Annotated in this window: 13 protein-coding genes; 9 read left to right on the forward strand and 4 right to left on the reverse strand. The window is 35.4% G+C overall.

All coding sequences use genetic code 11. The features are described 5' to 3' along the window. Positions 1–40 precede the first annotated feature (40 nt). From CXF67_RS17185 to CXF67_RS17200, 4 genes are read left to right on the forward strand one after another with little or no spacing between them, the layout of a single operon-like run. Entirely contained in the window at positions 41–460 is a 420-nt protein-coding gene (locus CXF67_RS17185) for a PaaI family thioesterase (protein WP_102089869.1), read from the forward strand. Beyond that, the gene (locus CXF67_RS17190) at positions 460–1,560 is read left to right on the forward strand and encodes a chorismate-binding protein (protein WP_102089870.1); all 1,101 of its coding nucleotides are present in this window, start codon (positions 460–462) and stop codon (positions 1,558–1,560) included. Before CXF67_RS17185 ends, CXF67_RS17190 begins: the two co-directional genes overlap by 1 nt. A gap of 50 nt (positions 1,561–1,610) precedes the next feature. After that, positions 1,611–3,359, forward strand: coding sequence for a 2-succinyl-5-enolpyruvyl-6-hydroxy-3-cyclohexene-1-carboxylic-acid synthase (gene menD, locus CXF67_RS17195; protein ID WP_102089871.1), 1,749 nt, complete (start codon positions 1,611–1,613; stop codon positions 3,357–3,359). A gap of 60 nt (positions 3,360–3,419) precedes the next feature. After that, complete coding sequence (locus CXF67_RS17200) at positions 3,420–4,262, forward strand: CvfB family protein (RefSeq protein WP_102089872.1); 843 nt, start codon at positions 3,420–3,422, stop codon at positions 4,260–4,262. Between the two features lies 1 nt (position 4,263). Here CXF67_RS17200 and CXF67_RS17205 read toward each other — a convergent pair whose 3' ends face one another. Both CXF67_RS17205 and CXF67_RS17210 read right to left on the reverse strand, forming a co-directional pair. After that, positions 4,264–4,767 carry a hypothetical protein gene (locus tag CXF67_RS17205; protein WP_102089873.1) on the reverse strand — a complete coding sequence of 168 codons (504 nt, stop codon included), beginning with the start codon at positions 4,765–4,767 and terminating at the stop codon, positions 4,264–4,266. A 19-nt stretch (positions 4,768–4,786) separates the two neighbouring features. Continuing rightward, the gene (locus tag CXF67_RS17210; RefSeq protein WP_102089874.1) at positions 4,787–5,689 is read right to left on the reverse strand and encodes a tryptophan 2,3-dioxygenase family protein; all 903 of its coding nucleotides are present in this window, start codon (positions 5,687–5,689) and stop codon (positions 4,787–4,789) included. Positions 5,690–5,896: 207 nt separating this feature from the next. On the opposite strand from CXF67_RS17210, the gene trxB reads away from it, so the two are divergent. Next, complete coding sequence (trxB, locus tag CXF67_RS17215; protein ID WP_102089875.1) at positions 5,897–6,880, forward strand: thioredoxin-disulfide reductase; 984 nt, start codon at positions 5,897–5,899, stop codon at positions 6,878–6,880. Between the two features lie 60 nt (positions 6,881–6,940). On the opposite strand, the gene aroB is transcribed toward trxB, so the two are convergent. Then, positions 6,941–8,011 carry a 3-dehydroquinate synthase gene (gene aroB / locus CXF67_RS17220; protein WP_102089876.1) on the reverse strand — a complete coding sequence of 357 codons (1,071 nt, stop codon included), beginning with the start codon at positions 8,009–8,011 and terminating at the stop codon, positions 6,941–6,943. A 92-nt stretch (positions 8,012–8,103) separates the two neighbouring features. On the opposite strand from aroB, the gene CXF67_RS17225 reads away from it, so the two are divergent. The 4 genes from CXF67_RS17225 to xseB are packed head-to-tail and all read left to right on the forward strand — an operon-like array spanning position 8,104 to position 11,433. After that, on the forward strand, positions 8,104–9,297 hold the full coding sequence (locus CXF67_RS17225; protein WP_102089877.1) for a proline dehydrogenase family protein: 1,194 nt from the start codon (positions 8,104–8,106) through the stop codon (positions 9,295–9,297). 1 nt (position 9,298) lies between these two features. Beyond that, positions 9,299–9,820, forward strand: coding sequence for a DinB family protein (locus CXF67_RS17230; protein ID WP_102089878.1), 522 nt, complete (start codon positions 9,299–9,301; stop codon positions 9,818–9,820). A gap of 7 nt (positions 9,821–9,827) precedes the next feature. Further along, positions 9,828–11,228, forward strand: a complete 1,401-nt coding sequence (gene xseA / locus CXF67_RS17235) for an exodeoxyribonuclease VII large subunit (protein ID WP_102089879.1) — start codon at positions 9,828–9,830, stop codon at positions 11,226–11,228. Then, the gene (gene xseB / locus CXF67_RS17240; RefSeq protein WP_102089880.1) at positions 11,215–11,433 is read left to right on the forward strand and encodes an exodeoxyribonuclease VII small subunit; all 219 of its coding nucleotides are present in this window, start codon (positions 11,215–11,217) and stop codon (positions 11,431–11,433) included. The genes xseA and xseB overlap by 14 nt, the downstream gene beginning before the upstream one ends. Here xseB and kdsA read toward each other — a convergent pair. Beyond that, positions 11,430–12,248 (reverse strand): 3-deoxy-8-phosphooctulonate synthase, encoded by an 819-nt coding sequence (gene kdsA / locus CXF67_RS17245; protein ID WP_102089881.1) that lies wholly within the window; start codon positions 12,246–12,248, stop codon positions 11,430–11,432. The two genes, xseB and kdsA, sit on opposite strands and share 4 nt — an antisense overlap. Positions 12,249–12,382 lie beyond the last annotated feature (134 nt).

Raw genomic sequence — 12,382 nt, forward strand, 5'->3', positions numbered from 1 at the left:
TGGATTTCCTTTTGTAATTTTGAATTCTGACAAAGCAATCATGAATAAAGAAAAGATACTGGAGCAGTGCAATGCCCATAGTAAGAATACGTTAATGGAAACTTTAGATATCACTTACGTTGATGTAGGTGATGATTTTTTGGTGGCTAAGATGCCTGTAACACCAAAAGTGCATCAACCCGATGGAGTTTTACATGGCGGTGCTATGGTAGCTCTAGCTGAAAGTGTAGGGAGCGCAGCCTGTTTTGTTTTTTTGGATACCAAAAATTTTATGATTCGCGGTTTAGAAATTTCGGCTAATCATGTAAGAAGCTTGAGTAGTGGAGACGTATTTGCAAAAGCCCAGTTCATCCATAAGGGAAGAACAACACAGGTGTGGGACATCAAACTTAAAGATGCAGAAGGAAGACTCATCTCTGCTGTAAAGTTGACTACGATTGCTTTACCAAAAGCGAAATAATGCGAGAACTAAAAGAAGATATACAGAAACAATGGGCTTCTAATTTGCCTTTCGTCGCCTATCATTTCCCTAATTCTGGTGAAGTAACCTGTTTTTTTCAAAAAGACGCCACTTTACGTCATCTTCAAAATTATAAAGAAACTGGATTTATTTTTTCACCTTTTGAAGCTACTTCTCAACCCATTTTTTTTTCTGAGGAGAACTCCGATGTTCTTAAGTATGAGCTCATCGATACTGAAATAGAGTATGTTTCTAAATTCAGCCTTAAGAATACTCTATCCGATAAGAATAAATACATTGATTTATTGCAGCATACTATTACAGCAGTCAAGAACGAGGAGTATAAAAAAATAGTGGTTTCTAGGGTAATGACCGAGGATTATACGTTGGAAAATCCAGAAGAGTTGCTTTTGAAGTTGATACATTTTTATCCAGAAGCTTTTACTTATGTCTGGTTTCATCCAGAAATAGGTTTATGGGCTGGAGCTTCACCAGAAATATTTGCCAAAACGTACAGGACCAAATTTGAAACGATGGCTTTAGCTGGAACAAAGCGAGTAAATGAAAATCGGGAGTGGACTCAAAAAGAGCTAGATGAGCAGCAAATCGTAACCGATGAAATAGTGAGCGACCTAGAAAATCATACCCAAAATGTTCAAGTTCACCCCAGAACAACCGATAAGGCTGGAGATTTGTTTCATCTTAGAACTGACATTTCAACAGACTTAGATTCTTCCAAATTGGGTTTAGTCTTAAAAGACTTACACCCCACCCCAGCCGTTTGTGGTCTTCCAAAAGCAAAGGCTTACAAATTCTTAAAAGAGAATGAAGGCTATGATAGGCAGTATTACACAGGTTTTTTTGGAGAATTGAATGTGGCTAAGCAAACACAACGATCCAATAGGATTAGGAACCAAGAAAACCAAGCTTACAAATCAATTGTGAGAGCTTCCAATTTATATGTGAATTTAAGATGTATGAGTTTTAGGCATGGGAAGGTCCATATATACATAGGTGGAGGAATTACTAAAGATAGTATTGCTGAAGAGGAATGGACCGAAACGGTAAATAAATCTAGGACGATGTTAAAAGTGCTATAAGAATTTGAATAACCTTTAGGTAACGGCGTAGTTCCTTGTATTTTTGTATCATGAAGCAAATTTATTCTTCAATTCCTACAGCTCAAATTATAACAGAACTTTGTGTAAAAAATCACATTGAACATGTAGTTATTTCTCCTGGTTCTCGCAATGCCCCGCTCACTATTACACTTGCTCACCACCCTAAAATAAAAGCATATAGTATCGTTGATGAACGTTGTGCTGCTTTTTTTGCTTTAGGAATGACTCAGCGTTTTAATACCCCAGTTGCGGTAGTTTGTACTTCAGGTTCAGCTCTTTTAAACTATTATCCGGCTGTATCAGAAGCTTTTTATAGCAATTTGCCTTTGGTAGTTATCTCTGCAGATCGACCAGAACACCTTATCGATATTGGTGATGGACAGACTATAAGACAAACAAATGTCTTTAAAAATCACATCCTTTATTCTGCTAATCTTAAAGGAGATTTTCATAATTCTGAAGATCAATCTGTTCATGATTTTAATGCCAAGGAAACACATAAGGCTTTACAAACAGCTATTCTAAAACAAGGTCCTGTTCATATCAATGCTCCTTTTGACGAGCCCTTGTATCATAAAGTTGAGAAATTGAGTGCTAAACTTTTAACACAAAAAGCATTTGATCTTGAGTCGGTTGAATTTGATAATTCTGGATTTGTAAAAGCTTGGAATTCTTCTAAGAAAAAATTGGTCTTGGTAGGGGTGAATCTCGATGAAAAAATAGACAAAGAGGTTTTGAAGGTGTTGTCTCAAGATTCTTCGGTTATTGTGATGACAGAAATCACCTCCAATATTTCCGATGCTAATTTTTTTACAAATATCGACTCTATACTCGCTCCAATAGAGCAGGAGTCAGATTCGGTTTTACTTTTTGAAGCTCTGCAGCCAGAAATGCTTATTACCTTTGGCGGATTGATTGTCTCCAAAAAAATAAAGAAATTTTTAAGACAATACAAGCCAAAACAGCACTTCCATATCGATCCAAGAGAAGCAAATGACACCTTTTTTTCCTTGACTCAGCACTTCGAAACTTCGGTGAATTCCTTTTTTAAAACGGTAAGGCCTAGCTTAGATGACGTTCATTCCTCCTATTTTGAATCTTGGAATGCTATTAGGTTAAAAACCTTAGAGTTTAGAGAGATTTATAGGCAGCAAATAGAATTTACAGATTTTGCCTTTTACTATAGTCTTTTTGAGACCTTACCTCAAGATGAAATCGTTCATTTTGCTAATAGTTCAAGTATTAGGTATGCTAATTTATTTGATTCTAAACGTCCTATAAAAACCTTTGCCAATCGAGGAACTAGTGGAATAGATGGTAGCACCTCTACAGCCATAGGTTATGCTGTAGCTAGCCAAGAGCCAACTACTTTGGTGACTGGAGATTTGAGTTTCTTTTACGATTCTAACGCGCTTTGGAATCAGTATATTCCAAAGAATTTTAAAATCATTCTCTTGAATAATGCTGGTGGTGGAATATTTAGAATTCTACCAGGCCATAAAGAAGAGGACTATTTTGAAAATTTCTTTGAGACTACCCATCAACTTAATGCTGAGCATTTATGTGCTATGTATGGCATTAACTACGTAACTGCCCACGATCAAGAAGAAGTGAACAAGGAGTTGCCAGCTTTTTTTGAAAGAAATGATAGTCCACAACTTATTGAAATCTTTACACCTCGATTAAAAAATGACAAAGTCTTATTGAATTATTTTGATCTTCTGAAAAATAATATCAATTTCAAGTCTGTGCTTCGCTTTAAATCTTTGGAGTCTTAGTGACGGCTTAATTTATAAGCAAGCTTAATTTTACTTACTTTTGCATATAAATTAAATTTAATGTTAGACTTAGGCATAAAGCATACCTTAATGATTGATAGAGACACTCCTCCTGGATTGTTTTTAACACAAGATTCTACTGAAGAAGAAGTTCTTCTCCCTAATAAATACAAACCAGAGCAGTTTGAAATCGGAGATCATTTGGAGGTGTTCGTTTATTTAGACTTCGACGAGCGTCCAGTAGCAACTACCTTGGAGCCTAAAGTGATGTTAGATGAATTTGCTTTTTTAAAGTGCGTCGACAGTAATGATTTTGGTGCTTTTTTGGATTGGGGATTAGAAAAACATTTGTTTGTACCTCATATCGAGCAAGCCTACAGAATGGTAGAAGGTGACCATTATTTGATATTCTGTTATTTAGATGAGCAGACCAACCGTCTAGTCGCCTCTAGTCGTGTTAATAAATTTGTCGATAATACGATTCTTACAGTTGAGCATTTTGATGAAGTAGATTTGATCGTTACCAATCCTACTGATATGGGATATAATGTTATCATTAATGAAATTCATTCGGGTTTATTGTACAAAGATGAAGTCTTTCAAGATTTAAAAACCGGAGATATACTCAAAGGGATTATTAAAAAAATAAGACCTGATAATAAGATAGATGTCTCTCTTCAACGCCCAGGTTATAGAGGTATTGAGCCCAATGCGGACAAGATCATGGAGGTTCTTCAAGCTACTGAGGATGGTTTTCTTTCTCTACATGATAAATCCAAACCTGAGCTGATTTATGATACGGTTCACCTCAGTAAGAAAGCGTTTAAAAAAGCGATAGGGACGCTTTACAAAAACAGGCAAATTACTATTGAAAATGGGGTGGGGATTTATATTCAAAAATAAATTACCTAAAGTAGAATCCTGTTCCTAAAGATCTTCTGTAAGGTGATAATTGATAAAAAGGAGATATAAATCGATATTGGTCCCCTAAATCTTTATAGCTAGAATTTTTGATTCTATGAAGATCTGAATATATGGCTTGATTGTGGTAAGAGGGTGCCCAAGGTGATGATGAGCTGTTGTCCAATTTTGGTTTAAAATTGCTAAACATAGCAGTTTGCCTTTCTACAAAAGAAAACTGTTGCTCTTGTTGTTGCTTAGCCCTGTAAGCTTTTCTATTTGCTGCTTCTACCATGTTTATTTCTGGCCTTGACGAAAAGGGGTCCTTAAAAATATCAACTTCTGGTAAGTTAAACTGCCTTCCCATTGTTCTTATACTAAAAGGATCTTCATTAAAACTCAAGGATGTAAGTAGTCTTGGCTCAAACATGTCAAAATCAGATTGAGCTTTCAAAAAATGAAAGCTTAATACAAAAGCGACTATTAAAAAAAGTTTTAAAAACTTCATGGTTAAAATTAATCAAAAATTATACCCAATTTAAGATGTCATCTTTTTTCCATAAATCTGGGAAAAAAGAGCGTTGCTGGTATTTAGGATGAAGGTACTTTTTCCAATCGGAACCTCCAGTTGCTTCTTTTACTTTTCCTTTCTTTTGTAGATATTTTGCAGCAGTTTTGAGGTGAATCATTGGCCATCTTACGTTGTAGTGATGGTCAAAATCTTTCATTCTAATTTTTAATTTTTCACTGGGGTTATCAAATTTTAAATATTGTTCTAAAATACAATGACCTTGAACATTCATTGTTAAAGCTTTAAACCCTTCAAGGTATTTTTCTTCAAAGGCCTTAAGCGTATAATTACTTTTGCCTGTACTTCTGTTGTAGCCAGCATCTCTCCAATATATATTTTCAAAAATTTCATCAGCACTAGGAGTGGAGGTGAGCTCTTTTTTCCCATTTTCATTTACTAAATTGATGGGCGGTGTGCACATCAATTCCAAATGACGAAATTGTGCACTTTGGAATCCACTAGCCGGTGTTAGAGATAATCGAAACTGACTGTAATCGTCGTAATTTATGCCATCTTTCATAACATCAAAAGAAGTGATAAGCATATCGGTGTAGCGCATAAGCCGTTTGAGCTTATCCATAAATATCTCTTCCCCAGTAAAGTCTTTAAGTTCAGTAATTTGTCGAGCCTCATGGATCATGAGTTTTAAGGTCAGCTCAGTAATTTGATGATAAATAATAAAAACAGTTTCGTCCTTAAAATCTGTTTTAGGTTTTTGTAAAGACAACAAGGTATCTACCTCAATATAATCCCAATAATTAAGAGGTTTGGAATGGAGAAGACCTTTTAAGTAATTTTCTGGATTCTCGCCTAAGGCTTCGTACTTGTTTTTGAGTTGCTTTAAAAGCTCTTCATTCATCGACTTTTGTTTTATTCAAATTTATTAAATTTAGTCAAGCTAAAGGTCAATTTGATTAAATAAGGTTGACCAAATCATCAACTTGTTGTGATATCAGAATCAAAATTTTTCTTACCATAAAGTAAGCTGATACATATATGCTAAGAACAAATTTTTGAAGTCCTAGAAAACCTAAAAACTTGTTACCTTTGTAAAAAATTAGAAACTATGTCAGATACTATAGAACGTATAAAATGTTTAATCGTAGGTTCAGGTCCTGCCGGTTACACAGCTGCGATTTATGCTGCAAGAGCAGATATGAACCCAGTAGTTTACACAGGAATGGAGCCTGGAGGGCAATTGACAACCACTACAGAAGTTGATAACTTCCCCGGTTATCCTCAAGGAATTGATGGTCCAAGAATGATGGTAGAGTTACAGCAACAAGCCGAGCGTTTTGGAACTGATGTTCGCATAGGAATGGTAACCAAGGTAGAACTATCTGATAAAGTAGGGGGTATTCATAAAGCTCAGGTCGATAATAAAACATGGGTTGAAGCGGAAACTGTCCTTATTTCGACTGGTGCCTCAGCTAAATATTTAGGAATACCAAGTGAACAGCGATTAAGAGGTGGAGGAGTTTCTGCTTGTGCGGTTTGTGATGGTTTCTTCTATAAAGGACAAGATGTTGCGATTGTAGGTGGTGGAGATACCGCTTGTGAAGAAGCAACATACTTATCTAATATTTGTACTAAAGTCACCATGTTGGTAAGGAAAGGGGATATGAAAGCTTCTAAAGCTATGCAGCATCGTGTTGAAAAAGCAAAAAACATCGATCTTAGATACTACTCTGAAATCGATGAGGTACTTGGAGAACAGGTTGTAGAAGGCTTAAGAATTCTCAATAATAAAACGGGTGCAAAAGAAGAAATAAAAATCACTGGTTTGTTTATAGCTATCGGACATAAACCTAACACAGACATGTTTAAAGGCTATTTAGATATGGATGAGGTAGGTTATATTATCACAAAACCAAAATCTACTAAAACGAATTATCCTGGCGTGTTTGCATGTGGTGATTCTCAAGATAAAGAATATAGACAAGCAGTTACAGCGGCAGGAACAGGATGCATGGCTGCTTTAGATGCTGAACGTTACTTGGGTAGCCTAGAAGGAATACTTGAAAATGAAAAAGAGGCAGTGGCTAACTAACATTTAAACTCACTTATAAATAAAATTTAATAGTGAGTTTATAAGTGAGTTTAAAATTTACTAAAGGTCTTTGTAATACGCAAAGGCCTTATTTATTTGATCATCTCTCACCCTGCAATTTAGTTTTGGCTGACCTATTTTTTCTAATAAAACAAAGTTGATATTGCCACTAGAATTTTTCTTATCATGTTTAAGATAAGTCTTTACATTGGACACATCCTCTGAAGTGAAAGTGACTGGTTTAAAATATTGGCTGATAAGTTGACTTGCCTTGTCGCATTTTTTTTCTGAAAACTGTAATATATCTGCAGACAGCTTTAAGGCTAAAATCATTCCTATGGCCACAGCTTCTCCGTGAAGTAGTTTTGTTTTAGAGGGCGATTCCATCTGATAGGATTCTATAGCATGCCCTAGGGTATGTCCGAAATTTAAGGCCATTCTCAATCCATTTTCAAAGGGATCTTCTTCGGCTATTTTGGTTTTGATTCGGATAGAATCTCTAATCAACTCAGGCAATTTGTCTACTTGAAATTGAGATAAATCTTTAAAGCTATTTAAATAATCTTCATTTGCAATTAAGCCGTGTTTAAGCATTTCTGCTAACCCACTCCTCATTTCTTCGGAAGATAAAGTAGAGAGATAACCAACATCTACAACAACCAGTTGAGGTGGACGTATAAGTCCGATTTGATTTTTTAAACTATCAAGGTTTACACCATTCTTTCCCCCTATGGCGGCATCTACCATGCCGAGTAGAGTTGTAGGAATATGTACAAAGTCAATCCCTCTCTTAAAACTAGAGGCTACAAACCCACCGATATCTGTCACAATTCCACCTCCGAGATTTATCAAAAGTGATTTTCTATCAGCTCCAGTTTCAGATAAGGTTTTCCAGATTTCCGAACAAGTTGAAATAGTTTTGAATTCTTCCCCAGGTTCAATTTCGATCCATTCAATTCTGACGTCTGCTTCAATTTTTTCTGAAAGAAATTTAGAGCATTTCTCCTGAGTATTGGTGTCGACCAAAATATAAATGGAAGAATAAGATTTGGTGTTTATCAGTAAATTGAGTTCAGTATATGCCTGTTCTTGAAATGCTATGGTATAGTTTTCTAGCTCTATCGTATTCATCATTAAAAAGCTTTGTTAAGATTCTTGAAATAGCTAAGTTGCTACAGCGAAAATACTACATCAATTCCTATATTTGAATACAATTTTTCAATATGATCGATACTAAAATATTTAACGATACCAAACACGCCTTTGTCTTAAAATCAGATAAAGACTTGAAGCGTTCCCTGTTTCTCTTTACTATGATGAACATTCCTTTTTTTGTTCCGATTTCTACAAGAGCAACCAATTTAGCTCTAGACTTAAAACTACCTATCGATAGTTTGGTGAGAGCTACTATTTTCGAGCAATTTTGCGGAGGTGAAAGCCAAGATGAATGCATGCCACTTGTGAAAAAAATGTATGCAGAAAATGTGTATAGTGTTTTGGATTATTCTGTAGAAGGCAAGGAAACCGAAGAGGAATTTGATAAAGCTGCAAATACAAAAATAGAGATTATAGAATACGCCTCTAAGTCAAAAGAAATTCCTTTTGCTGTAGCAAAACCGACGAGTTTAGGACGTTTTGCAATATGGGAAAAAGTCACTGCCAACGACGTTCTTTCAGATGAAGAACAACAAGAATGGGACAGTATAAAATTTAGGTTTGAAAAGGTTTGCCAAGCTGCTTACGATAATGACACTAAACTTCTTATCGATGCAGAAGATACATGGATGCAGGACGCAGCAGATAATCTTGCTGAGGATATGATGAGAAAATTCAATAAGGAAAAAGCAATCATATTCAATACCCTGCAATGCTACCGTTGGGACAGATTGTCTTACGCAAAGGCTATACATGAAAGAGCTCAAAGGGATGGTTTTAAATTGGGGTTTAAAACAGTTCGAGGTGCATATATGGAAAAAGAGAATGCGAGGGCCAAGAGAAAAGGCTATCTAACCCCTATCTGTGAGGATAAAGAAGCTACCGATGTTAACTTTAATGCAGTGATGTGTTATTGTATAGACAATATAGATCAAATTTCGCAATTTATAGGAACTCATAATGAGGTGAGTACTTATATGGCATTACAGTTAATGAGCCAAAAAGATATTTCACTTTCAGATGACAGAATTTGGTTTGGACAATTGTATGGGATGAGCGACCATATCAGTTTCAACATTGGTAGAATAAATTCCAATGCAATTAAGCTCCTACCATTTGGTCCTATTAAAGATGTGATTCCCTATTTGATAAGAAGAGCTCAAGAAAATTCTTCTGTTCGAGGTCAGACCGGTCGTGAATTAGCTTTATTAAGAGAAGAAAAGCAAAGAAGAGCTGGCCAATTTGTAAAACGAGTTGAATAATATGGAAGTTACAAAAGCAGAAATTTATCAAACAGAGTATAAACCATATTACGACTTGTATCTTCAACGTGTTCCTTTAGAGACCACCCTATTAGAAGCTTTGGACCAAAAAGAAGAGTTAATTAATTTTTTCAATACTCTCCCAAAGAACAAATTAGGTTTTAGATATGCACCCAATAAGTGGACGCCAAAGCAGATTCTTCAGCATCTCATCGATACCGAGCGTATTTTCATGAACAGGGCTTTGAGGTTTGCAAGAAAGGACTTTACAGAGTTGCCAGGTTATGATGAAAACGACTATGCGGAACATTGTTTTTCTAATCATAGAACTTTAGAAGATTTACTGGAAGAATTCCAGGCTTTGAGGATATCTAGTATATATCTATTTAAAAGTTTTGAAAATGAGATGCTAACCAATATTGGTCAAGCCAGTGGAGGTCCATTTTCTGTAAGAGTTTTGCCTTTTATTTTATGTGGTCATCAAAAGCATCATATCCATATTATTAAAGAGCGTTATTTATAAGAATTCAATGTCAAACTCACCTGCAACATCTGTATTTACTTTACTAGATATTGGTAAGAGCTTACAACGGATGATTTCTACGCATTACCACAAGCCATACTGGATTAAAACCGAGATTGCTAAGTTAAACGTATATACTAAAAGCGGACATTGTTATCCAGACTTAGTCGAAAAACAGAACGGACAAGTATTGGCTCAAATGCGAGCTATTATATGGTCGGACACTTTTAAGATTATTTCAAAACAATTTGAAGACGTAACCAGAAAACCCTTGTCTGAGGGGATGACGGTTATGATCTTAGCTAAAGTTACTTATCATCCCAATTATGGGTTTTCTTTGAATATTGTAGATATTGATGCTAGTTTTACCTTAGGTGAGATGGCCAAAGAAAAGCTAGAAAGCCTTAAGCGTTTAAAAACTGAGAGCTTGTTTGATCTAAATAAGACTCTTACTTTTCCAAAAGTTCCAAAGCGTATTGCCATTATTTCTGTGGAAACCAGCAAAGGTTATCAAGACTTTTTAAATATTATTTCACATAACAAATACGGGTTCAAATTTGAGTTAGAGCTTTTTCCTGCTTTGCTTCAAGGTGATAAAGCCATCACTTCTATTTCTGAAGCATTAGAGCTTATCAAAACAAGAACATCTGAATTTGATGCAGTCACAATTATAAGAGGTGGAGGCGGGGATGTAGGTTTAAGTTGTTATGATAGTTTTATTTTAGCCTCTAAAGTGGCAAGATTCCCCTTGCCAGTTATTTCTGGGATTGGTCATTCCACCAATGAAACTCTAGTCGAAATGGTAACCTATACCAATAAAATCACTCCAACAGATGTCGCTTATTTTTTTATCGATAGATTTATGGATTGCCTTGAGGAGCTGAATATGCTTCATTCAGATTTCAATAGATTAGTAAAGTATAAGCTGAAGGAAGAACAGTTTGAATTAAAGGCTTTGCACCAAAAATTTAAATCTCAAGTCGACACGCTTTTACAACGGCATGACTTTATGCTGAAACAACAGCGACAACGAATCAAATCTACACTACCTTCTTATGTAAGAAGTCGGTTTGACAGTTTAACTCAGTTGAGTTTTCAACTTAAATTTATGACTAAACAAGGTTTTCAAACTGAAAATCAACAATTAAAACGGCTTTCAAATACCTTAAAGAGGGAAACCTCAGACGTGTTGGTAAATAATCACAACACTCTGAATTATTTATCCTCCAATCTAAAATTATTATCACCAGAACAAATTCTTAAACGCGGATATACATTGAATTTAGTTAACGATAAGATTATAAAATCCGCTTCTGATTTAAAAACTGGGGATCAACTAAAGACCATGTTTGCAGACGGTTATGCTGAAAGTAAAGTGATAAAAACAAAACTCAATGGAAAAAATTAAAGACTACGAAACTGCTTTAAGTGAACTAAAAACTATAGTTTCCAAGATCGAAAATGACTCAGTGTCGGTAGACGAACTTACCAAAAAGGTAGAACGAGCCTCGGAGTTGATGAAGTATTGCAAAACAGTTTTGACCAAAACCGAGAGTGAAGTCAATTCCGCTCTGGATGATATGGTGGATCTAAACGAGGACTCCAACGATTAAAAGTGGTTAATAGTTTGTCTTATTTTAACCAACCGTGTTAGAATCCCTTCTAGCAAATCTATGTTGAGCATATTGGCGCCATCACTTTTAGCTTCGCTTGGATTAAAGTGAGTTTCAATGAACAGTCCATCTACATTATTTACTATTCCAGCTCTAGCAATAGTTTCAATCATTTCAGGCCTTCCTCCAGTAATTCCAGAAGATTGGTTGGGTTGTTGTAAAGAATGGGTAACATCTAAAACTGTTGAAGCATAACGCCGCATTGTTGGAATACCTCTAAAATCTACAATTAAGTCTTGGTACCCAAACATGGTTCCACGATCTGTAATCATCACTTTATCATTGCCAGAATCCTTTATCTTTTGTGTTGCATGCTGCATACTTTCAGGACTCATAAATTGTCCTTTTTTAAGATTGATGACTTTACCCGTTTCTGCAGCCGCAACTAGTAAATCGGTTTGACGCACAAGGAAAGCAGGAATTTGTAAAATGTCTACATACTTTGCTGCCATAGCAGCGTCACTTTCTTTATGAATATCTGTGACCGTCGGTACGTCAAACTTTTCACTTACTTTTTTGAGGATTTCTAGGGCTTTTTCATCCCCTATTCCTGTAAAGCTATCTATTCTACTTCGATTTGCTTTCTTAAAAGAGCCTTTGAATACAAAAGGGATTTCTAGTTTATCAGTAATTTCCAAGATGCGTTCGGCAATTCTCATAGCCATATCTTCACTTTCTATAGCACAAGGTCCAGCTAATAAGAAAAAGTTGGAGGAGTTGGTATGTTTAAGTTTAGGAATAAGTTGCAAATCCATTTTTTTAATTTTTTCAAAGATAAGGATTTGTAGTAGGATTTCTGTTCAAGTATTTTAGTAAGACAAATAATTTCTAGGACATATATTTCATTATCTTTAAATTTAATTGTTAAATCAAAAATTAAAAGATAAAA

It is taken from the genome of Psychroflexus sp. MES1-P1E (assembly GCF_002836055.1).
Lineage (GTDB): Bacteria > Bacteroidota > Bacteroidia > Flavobacteriales > Flavobacteriaceae > Psychroflexus.

Excerpts from the sequence above, each read along its gene's own strand:
- CXF67_RS17185 (WP_102089869.1), top strand. The coding sequence starts at position 41 with ATGAATAAAGAAAAGATACTGGAGCAGTGCAATGCCCATAGTAAGAAT.
- CXF67_RS17190 (WP_102089870.1), top strand. The coding sequence starts at position 460 with ATGCGAGAACTAAAAGAAGATATACAGAAACAATGGGCTTCTAATTTG.
- menD (WP_102089871.1), top strand. The coding sequence starts at position 1,611 with ATGAAGCAAATTTATTCTTCAATTCCTACAGCTCAAATTATAACAGAA.
- CXF67_RS17200 (WP_102089872.1), top strand. The coding sequence starts at position 3,420 with ATGTTAGACTTAGGCATAAAGCATACCTTAATGATTGATAGAGACACT.
- CXF67_RS17205 (WP_102089873.1), bottom strand. The coding sequence starts at position 4,767 with ATGAAGTTTTTAAAACTTTTTTTAATAGTCGCTTTTGTATTAAGCTTT.
- CXF67_RS17210 (WP_102089874.1), bottom strand. The coding sequence starts at position 5,689 with ATGAATGAAGAGCTTTTAAAGCAACTCAAAAACAAGTACGAAGCCTTA.
- trxB (WP_102089875.1), top strand. The coding sequence starts at position 5,897 with ATGTCAGATACTATAGAACGTATAAAATGTTTAATCGTAGGTTCAGGT.
- aroB (WP_102089876.1), bottom strand. The coding sequence starts at position 8,011 with ATGAATACGATAGAGCTAGAAAACTATACCATAGCATTTCAAGAACAG.
- CXF67_RS17225 (WP_102089877.1), top strand. The coding sequence starts at position 8,104 with ATGATCGATACTAAAATATTTAACGATACCAAACACGCCTTTGTCTTA.
- CXF67_RS17230 (WP_102089878.1), top strand. The coding sequence starts at position 9,299 with ATGGAAGTTACAAAAGCAGAAATTTATCAAACAGAGTATAAACCATAT.
- xseA (WP_102089879.1), top strand. The coding sequence starts at position 9,828 with ATGTCAAACTCACCTGCAACATCTGTATTTACTTTACTAGATATTGGT.
- xseB (WP_102089880.1), top strand. The coding sequence starts at position 11,215 with ATGGAAAAAATTAAAGACTACGAAACTGCTTTAAGTGAACTAAAAACT.
- kdsA (WP_102089881.1), bottom strand. The coding sequence starts at position 12,248 with ATGGATTTGCAACTTATTCCTAAACTTAAACATACCAACTCCTCCAAC.